16 protein-coding genes are annotated in these 15,099 nt (G+C 44.1%); 10 read left to right on the forward strand and 6 right to left on the reverse strand.

Annotation, left to right across the window (positions count from 1 at the left end):
• The 4 genes from U9Q77_05260 to U9Q77_05275 all read right to left on the reverse strand — a co-directional run.
• Positions 1 to 768 (reverse strand): NAD(P)(+) transhydrogenase (Re/Si-specific) subunit beta (locus tag U9Q77_05260; protein ID MEA3286766.1); only part of this gene is annotated, 768 nt, incomplete at its 3' end.
• A 2-nt stretch (positions 769 to 770) separates the two neighbouring features.
• Positions 771 to 1,070: an NAD(P) transhydrogenase subunit alpha gene (locus U9Q77_05265; GenBank protein MEA3286767.1), complete on the reverse strand. Its 300-nt coding sequence runs from the start codon at positions 1,068 to 1,070 to the stop codon at positions 771 to 773.
• Positions 1,070 to 2,212 carry a Re/Si-specific NAD(P)(+) transhydrogenase subunit alpha gene (locus U9Q77_05270; protein ID MEA3286768.1) on the reverse strand — a complete coding sequence of 381 codons (1,143 nt, stop codon included), beginning with the start codon at positions 2,210 to 2,212 and terminating at the stop codon, positions 1,070 to 1,072. The genes U9Q77_05265 and U9Q77_05270 overlap by 1 nt, the downstream gene beginning before the upstream one ends.
• Positions 2,213 to 2,357: 145 nt before the next feature.
• Positions 2,358 to 2,765: a CBS domain-containing protein gene (locus tag U9Q77_05275; GenBank protein MEA3286769.1), complete on the reverse strand. Its 408-nt coding sequence runs from the start codon at positions 2,763 to 2,765 to the stop codon at positions 2,358 to 2,360.
• Between the two features lie 203 nt (positions 2,766 to 2,968).
• Between U9Q77_05275 and U9Q77_05280 the strand changes: the two genes are divergently transcribed.
• From U9Q77_05280 to U9Q77_05305, 6 genes are read left to right on the forward strand one after another with little or no spacing between them, the layout of a single operon-like run.
• Positions 2,969 to 4,003 (forward strand): glycosyltransferase, encoded by a 1,035-nt coding sequence (locus U9Q77_05280; GenBank protein ID MEA3286770.1) that lies wholly within the window; start codon positions 2,969 to 2,971, stop codon positions 4,001 to 4,003.
• 2 nt (positions 4,004 to 4,005) lie between these two features.
• Entirely contained in the window at positions 4,006 to 4,401 is a 396-nt protein-coding gene (locus tag U9Q77_05285) for a DUF423 domain-containing protein (GenBank protein MEA3286771.1), read from the forward strand.
• Entirely contained in the window at positions 4,398 to 4,892 is a 495-nt protein-coding gene (locus U9Q77_05290) for an N-acetyltransferase (GenBank protein ID MEA3286772.1), read from the forward strand. The genes U9Q77_05285 and U9Q77_05290 overlap by 4 nt, the downstream gene beginning before the upstream one ends.
• Positions 4,893 to 4,925: 33 nt before the next feature.
• The gene (glmM, locus tag U9Q77_05295; GenBank protein MEA3286773.1) at positions 4,926 to 6,287 is read left to right on the forward strand and encodes a phosphoglucosamine mutase; all 1,362 of its coding nucleotides are present in this window, start codon (positions 4,926 to 4,928) and stop codon (positions 6,285 to 6,287) included.
• Between the two features lie 43 nt (positions 6,288 to 6,330).
• The gene (locus tag U9Q77_05300) at positions 6,331 to 7,590 is read left to right on the forward strand and encodes an NAD(P)/FAD-dependent oxidoreductase (GenBank protein ID MEA3286774.1); all 1,260 of its coding nucleotides are present in this window, start codon (positions 6,331 to 6,333) and stop codon (positions 7,588 to 7,590) included.
• On the forward strand, positions 7,577 to 8,185 hold the full coding sequence (locus U9Q77_05305; GenBank protein ID MEA3286775.1) for a lysophospholipid acyltransferase family protein: 609 nt from the start codon (positions 7,577 to 7,579) through the stop codon (positions 8,183 to 8,185). The genes U9Q77_05300 and U9Q77_05305 overlap by 14 nt, the downstream gene beginning before the upstream one ends.
• A gap of 56 nt (positions 8,186 to 8,241) precedes the next feature.
• On the opposite strand, the gene radC is transcribed toward U9Q77_05305, so the two are convergent.
• Positions 8,242 to 8,925 carry a DNA repair protein RadC gene (gene radC / locus U9Q77_05310; GenBank protein MEA3286776.1) on the reverse strand — a complete coding sequence of 228 codons (684 nt, stop codon included), beginning with the start codon at positions 8,923 to 8,925 and terminating at the stop codon, positions 8,242 to 8,244.
• A 123-nt stretch (positions 8,926 to 9,048) separates the two neighbouring features.
• Positions 9,049 to 10,671, reverse strand: a complete 1,623-nt coding sequence (locus tag U9Q77_05315; protein MEA3286777.1) for a CTP synthase — start codon at positions 10,669 to 10,671, stop codon at positions 9,049 to 9,051.
• 713 nt (positions 10,672 to 11,384) lie between these two features.
• Between U9Q77_05315 and U9Q77_05320 the strand changes: the two genes are divergently transcribed.
• The 4 genes from U9Q77_05320 to U9Q77_05335 all read left to right on the forward strand — a co-directional run bounded on the left by U9Q77_05320 (position 11,385) and on the right by U9Q77_05335 (position 14,845).
• Positions 11,385 to 12,020, forward strand: coding sequence for a hypothetical protein (locus U9Q77_05320; protein ID MEA3286778.1), 636 nt, complete (start codon positions 11,385 to 11,387; stop codon positions 12,018 to 12,020).
• A gap of 71 nt (positions 12,021 to 12,091) precedes the next feature.
• Positions 12,092 to 13,024 carry an NAD(P)H-binding protein gene (locus U9Q77_05325; protein MEA3286779.1) on the forward strand — a complete coding sequence of 311 codons (933 nt, stop codon included), beginning with the start codon at positions 12,092 to 12,094 and terminating at the stop codon, positions 13,022 to 13,024.
• On the forward strand, positions 13,017 to 13,955 hold the full coding sequence (locus U9Q77_05330; GenBank protein MEA3286780.1) for a hypothetical protein: 939 nt from the start codon (positions 13,017 to 13,019) through the stop codon (positions 13,953 to 13,955). The genes U9Q77_05325 and U9Q77_05330 overlap by 8 nt, the downstream gene beginning before the upstream one ends.
• A 14-nt stretch (positions 13,956 to 13,969) precedes the next feature.
• A complete protein-coding gene (locus tag U9Q77_05335; protein MEA3286781.1) occupies positions 13,970 to 14,845 on the forward strand; it encodes a hypothetical protein in 876 nt (291 codons plus the stop codon).
• The last annotated feature ends 254 nt before the right edge of the window (positions 14,846 to 15,099 follow it).

The following is a 15,099-nucleotide window of genomic DNA, read 5'->3' on the forward strand; positions in this document are numbered from 1 at the left end:
GTTCATGGCATCGCACATCAACTGGGTCAGGATCAGTCCTGACGCACCCACCAGGGCACCCGCAATGATCAGTACATTATTGGATAATACAAAACCAGTAGCCGATGCAGCCAAACCTGAATATGAATTCAGCAGGGCGATCACTACAGGCATATCAGCACCACCGATGGGGATTACAAAGGTGATCCCGAAAATTGCAGCAGCAGCAATGATTAGCAAGGGCCACATCTGAACATTGGGTTCCATGACATTCATGACACCAAAGATCACAACGCCGACAATCAGGAGGGCATTAAGCAGTTGGTGCATGGGCAGTACAATCGGTCTACCAGGCATGATACCCTGAAGTTTAGCATAAGCGACCAGTGAACCGGCGAGCGTTACCGTACCAATGAAAAGACTTATAATGACGGTTACCCTTACATCCATGGTCTCCGAGCCACTAAAGCGCAGATACTCAGAATAAGCAACCAGAGTTGAGGCTATACCACCAAAACCATTGAACAGGGCAACCATCTGGGGCATGGAAGTCATCTCGATACGCTTGGCCACCACGCCACCGATCAGTCCGCCAACAACCATACCGATGATGATCTGAAGGGGACCTACGATTCCAGATATGACCAGCGTAATGACAATTGCCAGGGCCATGGCAAACATGGCATATTGCATCCCCTTGCGGGCTGTTTTTGCGGAACCCAGCATTTTAAGAGCAACAATGAATAAGACAGAGGCCAGGAGGTAGGAAAACTGTTCCAGATAGATCATGATCAGGCCCCCTTCTCAGTCTTTTTATCTTTTTTAAACATGCCCAGCATACGGTCAGTCACCATAAACCCGCCGATCACATTGATCATGGCAAAAGCGATGGCGAAAACACCCAGAATGGTGCTTAAACCCCAGTTGTCGGCGTTGGCCGCCAACAAGGCACCTACTACGGTGATACCTGAAATAGCATTTGAGCCAGACATAAGGGGTGTATGTAATAATGGCGGAACTTTTGTGATCAACTCAAAGCCGATAAAAACGGCCAGTGTGAAAACATAGATGGATACGATTAGGCTTTCCATTATGCATTACCTCCGGTCATGGATTTTTTCACCAATTCATTACGGATTTCGCCAGCATGGGTGATGCAGGCACCAGCTGTGACCTCTTCATCGAAGTCAAGACTATTGTTCTCTTTCTGAAAGATGTTCTTAAACAGGTTGAGCAAGTTCTTGGAGAACATGCTGCTTCCGTTAATTGGCAGGGTCGCCGGCAGGTTGAGAGTGCCCACGATGGTCACTCCATGTTTGACAACTGTCTTTCCAGCTTCAGTCAGTTCACAATTTCCGCCACCTTCAATTGCCAGATCAATGATCACAGAACCGGAGCGCATCATCTTCACCATTTCTTCAGTGATGAGAATGGGAGCGGCCTTTCCAAAGATCTGAGCTGTGGTGATAATCACATCAACCTTTGGCAAACGTGCACTAATGGCTTTTTGTTCAGCAACGAGGAAGGCATCAGACTGCTGTTTGGCATATCCGCCAGTGGTTTCCACATTCTCCTCGGGAACTTCCATGTGAACAAATGTGGCACCGAGACTTTTTACTTGTTCTTCAACGGCTGGTCTGGGATCGAAGGCTTCTACTCGAGAGCCAAGTCGCTTGGCTGTGGCAATAGCCTGGAGACCAGCCACACCGGCACCCAAAATAAAAGTTGTTGCAGGAGGAATAGATCCAGCTGCAGTCATGAGCAGAGGAAAGATCTTACCCAGGTGATTGGCTGAGATCAAAACTGCTTTGTAGCCAGCCAGGGTCGCCATGGAGCTTAAAGTATCCATGCTTTGGGCCCGGGATATTCGGGGAATGAACTCAGTAGCAAATCCAGTTATCTGCTTTTTGTTCATGGCTTTAAGCGTATCATGGTTGTTCAATGGAGCGAGGTTTCCCATGTAGATGGCTCCATCTTTCATTAATTTTACTTCATCAGCACTGGGGGGCTGAACTTTAAAAACGACGTCGGCCTGGGCAAAGAGCATCTTGGCATCATCCACAATGCTTGCGCCGGCTTTCTCAAATTCTTTATCAGAGATAAAAGAATTGGCTCCGGCGTTCTTTTGGATAATGATCTCATGCTCCAGGCGAGTAAAAGCTGCGATATTTCCGGGAACCATAGCAACGCGGGTCTCTCCGGAAACCGTCTCAACGGGAATACCGATCTTCACGTGGTCTCTCCTGTTTCGGTTAATATTACAAAAATGGTATCATTTAACATGGCGCCAAGGTATTTGGTGTTTTGCCCCTGACAAGAGGAGATTTACTCAATCAATCATTTATTTGGTAACCATTACTGGTGGGCGGAATTATTGATCAGGTCTTAACGTTTCCCGCCATGTGTTGAATTGCACAGAGCACATCGCGTCGACTGATCTGTCCCACAACAATATCATTTTCAACTACAGGGATACGGCGATAGACATTGTTCAAAAATAGATCAGCAACTGTAAAAATATCCATTTCGGGACCGATACTCATCACCGCTTCGGTCATATATTCACTTACAGGACCCGCCGGCGCATCATGGAATACCCCATTGGCCAGTGTTCGCAGGCAATCTTTTTGAGAGATAATCCCAATCAACTTACCATTATCATCTACCACAGGTGCACCAGAGATGGCAGATTTAACCAATTCATCAATAGCAGCATAGATATCCATTTCAGGTTTAAAGACAACCACCTTCTTTGCCATGAAATCGCCAACATTTATCTTTTCCATCTATGCCTCCAGGCTTTCATTTGAATTAAAATTGCAAATTATTCAATCGAGCGACACATTTACGATAAGAATGAACAGGATCAAATACCTGTCTTGGATTAAAAGTGGACAAACAACGCAGTGCAGGTAACTTTCTTCGCGCACAATGATTTGAAAATAGAGTCCAATTGTGTATCTTAAAAGCTATGAAACATGAAAGTCATATGCATTCTAAAGTCACTGTGGTTATTCCGCACTGGAACGGGATTGAGATTCTAGAGCCCTGTTTGCGCTCATTGAAAGCTTCTCAGTATCCAAATCTGGAGATCGTAGTTGTGGATAATGCCTCGTCAGATGACAGTGTGGCTTTTGTTCAGCGAGCGTTTCCCAAAGTCACACTGATTAAAAACGCTAAGAATTTAGGATTTGCCGGTGGCTGCAATGTGGGGCTTAGAACTATTAAGTCTGATCATTATCTGGTTTTAAATAATGATACAACCCACGAATCTGATTGGATTGAGCAGTTGGTTGAACAGATTGAATCAGACCCAAAGATTGCGGCGGTTCAACCCAAGATCATGTCAGCTAAAGCCCCTGAAGTATTTGACTATGCCGGCGGAGTTGGCGGACTCATGGACGTTCTGGCATATCCGTATGCATTGGGACGTATCTTCACATCAATGGAAACCGATGATGGCTTTTATGATACTCCTCGGGATATTTTCTGGGCCAGCGGAACCGCCCTGCTTCTTCGCGGAACAGCTCTTGATGAAGTTGGTCTGTTTGATGAAGATTTTTTTGCCCACATGGAAGAGATCGATCTGTGCTGGCGACTGCATAATGCAGGTTGGCGGGTGGTAAATGCTCCGGCAGCTAAAATTTATCATCATTCGGGGTGGACCCTCCCTCCTGATCGATTTCAGAAAAAGTATCTGAACCATCGAAATAATCTGATGATGATCATCAAAAATTATCCCTTTGCCTATTTGGCCGCTGTTTTACCTACTCGTCTAGCTTTGGAAGGGGTTGCTTTTGGCTTCTCGGCACTTATTCGTGACTGGAAGCGGATGGGGGCCATTGTCCTGGCTATTGCCTGGATTTTAACTCATCCCATACTGCTATTTACTAAACACCTGGAAGCCAAGAAAAAAAGGCAACCACAAGCAGTTACAGCAACCATGAAACAGATGTATGGGGGATCCATATTTTTTCAATATTTTCTTCGTGGGCAAAAACGTGCGCGAGATATCAAGGAGTAACAATGTCTGTATATTTTTTTGCATTTATGGGTGCGATTCTCGGTGGACTAACCGTAGCATTGGGAGCTTTTGGAGCTCACGCACTTAAACCATATTTAGAAGCCTGGGACAATTCCTATGGGTTGATCATTTGGGATAAAGCGGTTTTCTATCAGGCCATGCATTCAATTGCCCTGTTGAGTTTACCTCTGTTTTCAAAGATCATGAGCCCTAAAGCCCTGAATATCACGGGCTATATGTTTATTGCTGGTGTTCTGTTGTTTTCCGGAAGCCTTTATGTTTTGGCTCTTAGCGGAATAAAGATTTTGGGAGCAATTACTCCAATTGGAGGCACTGCTTTTGTAATTGGCTGGATCGTGCTGGCCTTTTCGCTGTATAAGGAAGCTTTTCGATCATGACCCTGGTGCGTCCCTGGCGTAAAGCGGACCTTCCAGCGATTCGGCAGGTGGCCTGGGATTCCTGGGCAGCTGCTTATGGAGAATTTATACCCGAAACAGATCGACGGGTTTTCCATGAATCATATTATGCACCGGAGAAGTTAAAAAATCTTTTTGATTCAAAAATCGTTGAAGGATGTGTCGCCCTTTCTGGTGATAAGATCGTTGGATATAGCAAAACCCATTGGGATATCCATCGGTCTGAGTTTTTTGTTACCTCACTTTATGTTTTACCGCAGTATCAGAAATTAAAACTAGGTAAGCAAATGCTGGAATATGGAATTGAGTCAGCCCGTCAGTATGTAACTGATCGCGTCTGGTTGGGGGTTATGGTTGAGAATAAACCGGCCATTCAATGGTATGTTCGTCAAGGGTTTGTTTTTGTAGAGAATAAACCATTTACCATTGGAAACACAATAATTGATGATTTGATTGGATATAAGCTGATCTAGCTTAGTCCTACCCAAACTGGAGGAATAATACCTATGTTGATATCTGGAATCTCAGGAGTTCGCGGAATCATTGATGATGGATTTGATGTTGAGGTAGTAAAAGTCTATACCCAGGCTTTCGCTCAACTTATGGGAAAAGGACGGATCGTAATTGCCCAGGATAGTCGCCCCTCCGGCGAAATGTTCAAAGAAGTAGTCGAAATGACCCTGAAACGAATGGGCTGTGAGATCATTGATTGTGGTATTTGTCCCACACCAACCGCCCAGCTTATGGTGAAAGATCTGAATGCCAGGGGTGGTATAATTGTAACGGCAAGTCATAACCCCATTGAGTGGAATGCTTTAAAATTTGTTGGTGCTGAAGGCTTATTTCTGGATACAGAGGAACATAAACAGCTTCAAAAAGAATTATCGAAAGTCAATCAAGCAGGACTGACTCAAGCAGAACCTACAGGGAAAGTTACCCTGTTGGAGGACCGCATTGAGCGACATATCATCAATGTCATGAAATTGGATTTGATGAATGTTGAAGCCATTCGTCGTCGTCGTCCTAAGGTGGTGATAGATGCCATTAACGGTGCCGGATCCGAAGCTTTACCAGCCTTTCTGGAACGGATTGGTTGCGAAGTGATCAAAATTAACTGTGATAATGATGGCAATTTTGTCCACACCCCAGAACCCTTACCGGAAAATCTGAATGACCTTAAAATTGAGGTTCATCGACAAAGCGCTGATATTGGCATTGCTACCGATCCGGATGCTGACAGGTTGGCCGTAATTGATGAAAATGGGAAACCACTGGTTGAAGAATATACCCTGGTTCTGGCTGCCTATCATGCTTTGCGAAACACCGCTGAAGGTGACCACCGTCCCATAGTTACAAATCTTAGTACAACCATGGCTCTGGATAAATTAGCAGAACGTTATGGTCGCCAGGTATTACGAACACCGGTGGGCGAAATTCATGTAGCCCGTAGAATGCAACAGCAGGACAGTCTGATTGGGGGCGAAGGGAATGGTGGTGTCATTTTAGCTGAATCTCACCTGGGACGTGATTCGTTGGTTGCTTCTGGTTTGATCCTTTCTCTTATGGCTGAGACCGGTCAGTCGATCCGTGAGATCGCCGATGACCTGCCCCGCTATGAAATGGTCAAGGATAGGATTAATGTTCAGGGCTATCAACCGACTGAAATTCTTAGCGCACTGGCAGAAAAATACACCAGCCTTATGCCCAACCTGGAGGACGGAGTTAAGATCACCTGGAAGGATCGCTGGGTTCATTTTCGAGCCTCAAATACAGAGCCAATTATTAGGATCTTTGCTGAGGGAGCCAACCAGACCGTTGCCGCCTCATTGGTAAATGAATTTAAGACCGAGATTCAGAATTTGATGTGAGAAGCGCTCTATCTCCTTAAATGCTCACTATAATACCATCGTTATTGGGGCTGGACCAGCCGGTCTCATGGCTGCCATTGAAGCTTATAACCCCGATCATCGTGTTGTCCTGCTGGAAAAGATGCGAAAACCTGCTCTCAAGCTGAGGATATCGGGAAAAGGACGCTGTAATATTACCAATGAAGAGGGCATGCAGAGTTTCCTGAATCGATTTGGTAAAAAAGGGCGTTTCCTTAAATATTCCTTTTCACAATTTTTTAACCATGATCTTTTGAATTATCTGCATGAAATGGATGTCCCCACCAAGCTGGAACGGGGAGGACGCTATTTTCCGCAAAGTGATCGGGCTACGGATATTGTTGATGCCTTTGTAAATAAGCTGGATCAGTTAAATATCCCCGTTATAACACAGGCACACGTGACAATGCTTTCCAAAGCTGAAAATGGTCAATTCGTTTTGCAGCTTATGCACTCTGGGAAACCAACAGAAGTAACTGCTGACCAGGTTTGTATTACCTCTGGTGGTTTATCCTACCCAGCCACAGGCTCAACAGGCGAGGGATATCTCATGGCCCAGGCTTTTGGGCATACAATAACCGATACTGCGCCATCTTTGGTTCCCGTTTTGACTTCAGGTGACGTTGCACAACGGGTTCAAGGTGTGAGTCTCCGGAATGTGACCGTCTCGATTTGGTCTGAAAATAAAAAGATCAAGGAACGGTTCGGTGAAATGATGTTTACCCGTAAAGGTGTGACGGGACCCATTATTCTAACCTTGAGCGAGACTCTGGTAAGCATGCTGGATGCCAGACGAGAAGTCCAGATCAAGATCGACCTGAAACCAGCATTGGATCATAAAAAATTGGATCAGCGGCTATTACGGGAGATATCAGAACACAGCAAACAGAGTTTTAAGAATATGCTGAAAACACTGTTGCCCCGCAAAATGATCGATCTTTTTATTGATATTTTAGCCATCGATCCACACAAACATCTTCATCAAGTAACAGGTGAAGAGCGTAAGCAGCTCCGGATGTTGCTGAAGGAGTTTCCCATGCAAGTCATTGGTCATGATTCTTATGACCATGCTATTGTAACTTCTGGAGGTGTATCATTAAAGGAGATCGACCCAACGACCATGGAGTCAAAACTTACTGCAAATCTCTATTTTGCAGGTGAGGTGATGGATGTAAATGGTGAGACTGGAGGCTACAATTTGACCTCCAGCTGGTCAACGGCATTTTTAGCTGGCCGGGAAATGAGCAACAAACAATGGGGAGTGTGTGACCATGAAAAAGAATAAAAAATCCGGACAATTCAAATATTTTCTGGGGAAGATGTTTATGAAAGCCAGAGGCTGGGAATTTAAGGGTGAGTTGCCACATGCTGGCAAGTTCATGTTGATTTGTGCCCCCCACACCAGTAATTGGGATTTCATGTATCTGTTGGCGATCATGTTTATGCTGAGGATCAAAGTCTCCTGGATGGGTAAACATACTCTATTCAAAAAACCCTTTGGAAATTTTATGCGTTGGTTGGGTGGTATTTCCATTGATCGCAGGAGCACCCATGGTGTCGTTGACCAGATTGCTGAATATTATGCTACTCATGACGACCTGATCATCGCCATTGCTCCCGAAGGAACACGCAAAAAAACGGATCACTGGAAGTCTGGCTTTTATCATATTGCTAATAAAGCCCAGGTTCCGCTCTTGTTGGGTTATGTTGATTATGTGAATAAGCAGGCCGGTACTGGTCCCTCATTTATTCCCACCGGAGACATAAAAAAAGACATGGACCAAATTCGAGATTTCTATAAAGATATTCGTGGAGATCATCCCGAATTGGAATCAGACCTTATCCTCAGGGAAGAGATGGGGAAGGTGCAGTCAAAATAAAGAAACCCACGACTTAAATCGTGAGTTGCTGACCCTATACAATTCAAGGAAATGTTCTACAGCAATCGATGATCTGCAAACGAGAAAAACTCGTTGCCGCCGACAATGAGATGATCCAGGATATCAACATCAATAGCTGCCAGAGCTGTCTGCAATTTTTTGGTTACCGCTCGATCACTGCTGGAAGGCGTGAGGCCACCCGATGGGTGATTATGTACCAGAATCACACTCGCCGCATCATAATCAAGAACTTTTTGAACCACCTGACGAGGATAAACGGCTGAAGTATTCAAAGTTCCAGCAAACATTTCATCCATTTTGAGGATCTGGTTCTGGCTATCCAGAAAAATCACCATAAATATTTCACGGTTACGCTCCCTGAGATTGTGGGTAAGATAATCTTTGACCGTTCTGCTTGAATGCAGGTAATCCTTACCTCTGGCTTGCTCGAAAAGGTAACGACGTCCTACGGCATGGGGTAATTTTAGTGCAAATACATTGGCGAGACCCATACCCTGAATATCCAGGAGAACAGATGTTGGTGCCTCTAGCACGCCGGACAAAGAACCAAAACGCCGCATTAATTCCTTGGCCTGGGGTTTCATGTCCTTACGTGGAGTTGCCGAGATGAGTAGCAATTCCAGTACTTCATAGTCGTGAAATGATTCAATTCCATTTTGAAAGAAGCGGTCACGTAATCGTTGACGATGACCATCGCTTGATGGTGGTTTAAATACCATGATTTACTCCAATTAAGTGAAAATGGTATAAGAGCACAAAGCTGTGCTCAAAATGAGTAGAACTGATTAAAGGGTTAGCGAATCAGAGCTATAATTTGATAAAAATATTGAGCAGGGAAAGGATTATTTATGCTTAAACGCTAACCCTGCTTTCACAAAATCCCGAAACAGAGGGTGGGTTTTGGCAACTCGAGATTTGAATTCAGGGTGCGCCTGAGTGGCAATAAACCAGGGATGATCTGCAATTTCAACCATTTCGACCAGCTCATTGTCTGGCGATGTTCCGGAAATGATCATTCCCTTAGCCTCAAGTTGGCTTCGATAAGCGTTGTTGACCTCAAAGCGATGGCGGTGACGCTCGGAAACCGTTGTTTCAGCATAAGTTGCGAATGATTTGGTGCCGGGCTTCAGTACACAGTCATAGGCGCCAAGACGCATACTGGCTCCTTTACGAGTGACCTGATGTTGGGAAAGCATGAGGTGGATCACATGGTGTTCAGAGCTCTCATCAAATTCCTCAGAATTGGCATTTTTTAGCCCAATTACGTTGCGGGCGTATTCGATCACCGCAATTTGTAAACCCAGACATAAGCCCAGAAACGGGATTTGATTTCCCCTGGCATATTGGGCTGCCCTGATCTTGCCTTCGATTCCCCGTGAGCCAAACCCACCAGGAATCAACACACCATGAACATGACCCAGAAATTTCTCCAGACCGGTGTTGGTCTCAAGATCCTCAGCATCAATAAATTCAACCTTAACCCTACAGCGGTTGTCTACACCGGCATGGATAAAGGATTCAATAATACTCTTATAGGCATCGATCATTGCTGTATATTTACCGGTCACTGCAATCGTTATCTCATCTTCCGGGTTGAGGATCCTTTCCACAAACTGCTGCCACTGGGTAGTGTCTGAATCAATATTCTCCAACTGAAGTTTTTCCATGACGATACCAGCCAGGTGTTCCTGCTTGAGTAACAGCGGTACTTCATAAATAGACTTGGCATCCATGCCCTGGATCACGGCATTAGGACTCACGTTTGTGAATAAGGCCAGTTTTTGCCGGACATCATCGGTTAAAGGGTGTTGTGTCCGACAAAGTAGAATATCCGGTTGGAGACCGATCTCTCTCAGGCGCATGACAGAATGTTGACTGGGTTTGGTTTTTAACTCTTCGCTGGCGCCGATATAGGGGATCAGAGTGACGTGGAGGATTATGACATTTTCCCGACCTCGCGCCTGCTGGAATTGACGCAAAGCCTCCAGGAAAGAGAGACTCTCAATATCACCCACAGTTCCGCCGATCTCAGTAATGACAATATCAAGATCGGGATCGACCTTCTCGGGTGTTTCTACCCGTTTGATGATCTCATCAGTAACGTGAGGGATAATTTGAACGGTTCCACCCAGGTAATCTCCCCGACGTTCCCGCTCCAGAACTTCATAGTAAATGCTGCCAGCGGTACTATTGTTGGCTTTGGTCATATTTACATCAATGAAGCGCTCATAGTGTCCCAGGTCAAGATCGGTTTCGGTTCCATCATCCAACACAAAGACCTCACCATGTTGAAAAGGGTTCATGGTACCGGGATCTACGTTCAGGTAGGGATCCAACTTCTGAATGGTAACTTTCTTGCCCTTCAGCTCAAGGAGCATACCCAAAGAAGCAGCGGCGATCCCTTTTCCCAAACCGGAAATAACTCCTCCGGTAACAATGATGTGTTTAACTTGATGATCACTCATGATTTCCTCAAAATTTTAACAATGCATCGACCGATCATTGTTATCAAATCTCTTTTTATTGGTGGTGACGGTGCCGGTGTCAGGTGAGGGTGAAGACTTCATCCTATTTTAACCGGGCATGCCATAATTTAACGTTTGAAACGCCTCCAGAAGAAAGCCTCTATAGATTGAATGAGTAGCGCTGGTGTTGCGGTTATTTCAGTATTAAAGGGGAGAGTGAGTGTTACACAAGAGCCAGTCTTCATGCGGAGCAATATAGGTCTGACATGGAGCAGGAGAAACCCTTTCAGGTTACTTGGTCCAAATTATTCCAAGTTATTTTGTGAATGGCAGACTTAGGCATTAATTGAAAAATGCCACGACCATGCTGTCTCTCTTTGCGCATGTCGCCATAAAGCAGAACACCTGCGGAATGCCAGACGCTAAAAATTTCCCCAATCAATATTTCTTGTTCGCTATTCTGAGGTTTTAGCAGGATGGAAAATGCGAACAATTTGCCTGCCATCTTCTTCTGGACAAAAAATCTGCGCAATCTAAAAAAAATAGAAATTGCCTTTGCCCCCCTATTTCAAACCTTATTTTAGCATTAAATTCAAAATGAAGCCGACATATTTCTTAAGTGTGTGCAAGGGCGATGGTTTTCACAATGGTATGATTGAGAAGAACCACCAAGATAGCATTTAGTTTTGAAATATGCGGGATAAGGAGGCCTTATGCCCAGCGATTTCACCCAGCAAGCGTTAAACATTTTACGTGATGGCTCACAGTTTCAATGGTATGTCATACCGATGTTATCTTTTGTCTTTTACATCTATGTCAGTGAAATGCAGAAGAAAAACTACACTCTGATCCTGGCCGGTCTCGCCTTCTGGGGTATGGACTGGTTCAACGAAATCATCAATTCTCTCATATTTCATTTTACGAATTATGCTCCACTCTGGTGTACTCCCGGAGATTCAGCTTACGTCATTTTGATCGGATTGAATATTGAGATCATGTTCATGTTTGCCGTGGCTGGGATCATCTGGACCAAAATGCTGCTGCCCAACAAAGAGGATAAGATCCTGGGGATTCCCAACCGCTGGTTCATCGCTGTAGCAGGATCCATATTCAGTGTTTTTGTTGAAATACTATTAAACAGTGTGGATGCCCTGACCTGGGATTATGCTTTCTGGGATATGGGCACACCCTGGTTGATCTTCCTGTTTGGTTATCTCACCTTTTTTATAGCAGCCTTCTGGGTTTATGATATGAAAGATATGAAGAGCAGGATCATTGCAGTTTCAGCGATTTGGGGTATAGACCTACTCTTGATTATTGTTTTCGGTTTGGGATTGGGGTGGCTGTAACCTTACAGCATAATACACCAATGATTGACCCAAAACTAATGTGCTCATGGCACATAGATCCAGAGTAGATCATGACTAAAACAAAGCGTATTATCGTCTATGGTGGCACAGGTTTTTACGGACACAAAATAGTTCAAAAACTTGTTCAAAAAGGGCAGAGAGTTCGGGTTGTAAGCCGCAATCGTGAGCAGGCAAGAGCGGTTCTGGATGAGGAGGTCGAGATCTATGAAGGCGATGTAACCAATCCGCAAACTATTGTAGAATCACTCAGAGATATCAGTACTATTGTCATCTGTCTTGCGGCGATGAGCAATAAACTCATCCGTAAAATGAAAGCCATCGAACGCGATGCAGTTTTAGAAATTATGGCAGAGGCCAGGCGGCAGGGCGTTTCGCGACTACTCTATATCTCAGGTTATGAAATGCGAGAAAAGCTGTTGCAAGAATTGAAAATTCCGGAATTCGGGGCCATAAAAATTGAGATTGAATCAAAGATAGCTGAATCTGATTTTAATTGGACCATCCTGGGTGCTTCACCGGCTTTAGAAATATTTTTTGCCATGACTCGCAACGGAAAAATGACGGTGCCCGGTGGTGGACTGAGCGCCATTCCCTGTATTTCTGATGAAGATGTGGGTGAGATCACGGCTCAAGCAGCCCTGCGTGATGACTTAAATGGGAGGCGAATCAAGCTTACCGGGCCGGAAGCCTTTACCTTTCCGCAGGCTGCTCAGCTAATTTCCTTGATCAGTGGAAGGACGATCAGACATATGGCCATCCCCTTAACCGTTATTAGGGTTGTATCATTTATACTCATACCGGTTGCACCATTTGTAAGGTTTTTATACAAAAGCCTGAAGATGCTGAATAATTTTCCAGCGGATTTGGCTGAAAGTGTACCTGAGGATCATCAACTGCTGAGAGACTTATTTGATTACGAGCCAGTGACCCTGGCAATGGAGATCAACAAACGGATTCGGAAAAAAACTTTTTTGAATGGATAATAAAGCAATCATAAAATGGCTACTTGAAGGAGATGTATCTATCCAATATCAGGTCAATCGGGATCTTCTATCAGCAGACAAAAAGGACTTACAGAATAGAATCTCTGCTGAAGGGTGGGGTAAACAGTTCTTATCAAAGCGGAATCCAGACGGACATTGGGGCCTGAAGTTTTATCAACCCAAATGGATATCTACACACTATACATTACTGGATCTGAGAAATCTTTGCATTCATCCGGAAAACACACTCATTAAGCAAAGCATCAGAATCATTTTGGATAATGAAAAAGGACCTGATGGTGGTATAAGACCGATAGGAGCCAAGCAAAAGTGTGATGTATGTATCAATGGCATGTTCTTGAATTATGCAGCCTATTTTGGGGCGGAAGAAAATCTTCTCCAGTCAGTGGTTGATTTCATATTAAAAGAACGTATGCCTGATGGGGGCTTCAATTGCAATCTAAATACAGTGGGTGCAACACATAGCTCCCTACACACAACGCTTTCGGTGTTGGAGGGTATTTACGAGTATGAATCCAATGGTTACAGTTATCGACTGGCTGAGTTAAAGGAGGCAGAGCGATCATCAAGAGCATTCATTCTGGTACACCAGTTGTTCCTGTCTGATAGAACAGGTGAAGTTATTCAAAAAAGCTTTCTTAAGCTACCCTATCCCAGCAGATGGAAATACGATATTCTCAAAGCTCTGGATTATTTCCAGCACTCAGGCTTTCAATGGGATGACCGGATAAAACCCGCCATTGAAATATTGATCAAAAAAAGAAAAACCGATAATCGCTGGCCCCTCCAGGCAAAACATCCAGGGCAAGTCCATTTTGAAATGGAACCGGCTGGAAAATCCAGCCGCTGGAATACACTGAGAGCACTGCGTGTATTAAAGCATTTCAAAATTGAAAACAACGACAGGTAATTTGCAGTATAAATATGGTTAGAAAGATGGAGAGAATTCTGGATACTACAGGAGGTTTGAGAGTTTTGAAAGTGTGTTTCAAAATATGTTTGATCATTGGTGCTTTATCAGTCTTGCTCTCTTGCTCAAATAATGATACATCCCGTTATCACAAAATATTAGAGGAATACTATCCGTACGAGTTCGCAAGTATAGCTGACATGGAAGAGCTCGGAATTGATTCAATCTCTTTTGATACAATTTTAAAACTTCCGACGAAAACGGATTCAAATTCTGTTTTAGATAATTCTGAGAGCAAAAGCCCTGGGCATATTGTATGTGTTCCTAAAGATAACAACCTTGACGTAAATGTTTATTCAAGTAAGAACATTAGAGTGGATGCTTATTCAATAGGTGCTAACAAATACCGGGAAGTATTGATCACAGCGCTATCAGATTCAGGCTTTATCTCTGGGGATATTTCAATACCCGAGCTGACTAAGGCAAGTTTATCAATGTTATGGTTAATTTTAAACTCAGCCCAGTTACCCCCGGCTGACATAGAAATTGACTCTCTTTTGCATGACAATAAATATGTTTGTGCATATGGCAAGATCAATGGTGAGATCTTCAGTGCTGGCTTGTTGCCAAACATATACATACAGATGGGTGAATTAGTAAAATTGTACATGCAAATTGAGGAGCATGAGGACAAGAAAAGAATAGGGCTGGTATACAAGCTGGGAACTATAGAACAACCAGGATATTCAATACGGATCCTTATTAGATTCGTTAAAATCCAAAGCAGGTACTATCCTCAGGATTTTAGACTTGATAGATACCTCGAGAACAATGAGAGAACCCATTTGATTACATTATCAATATCTAAACTATATTCGGCTAGGTGGTAATTTACCACTTTCTAACCAGCTGCTTAGAGCGGACTCACACAAAGGGATTGTTAATCGAAAATGATGTCGCAGGATACAGTGATCATGCAAAAGGATAAATCATACGGAAGCCGCTCAAGCGCGGGGCGTTCTTCCCCTAAATGCGTACCTGGAGACGAGGATGTCAGGGATATAAGGGTATAGAGGCTGTGTGAGAATAAGGACAACGCTTACCCCATGCTTTAGCTTGGGGGTATGATAACCTACTATTACCT

Source organism: Candidatus Neomarinimicrobiota bacterium, from assembly GCA_034716895.1.
Lineage (GTDB): Bacteria > Fidelibacterota > UBA8477 > UBA8477 > JABMPR01 > JABMPR01.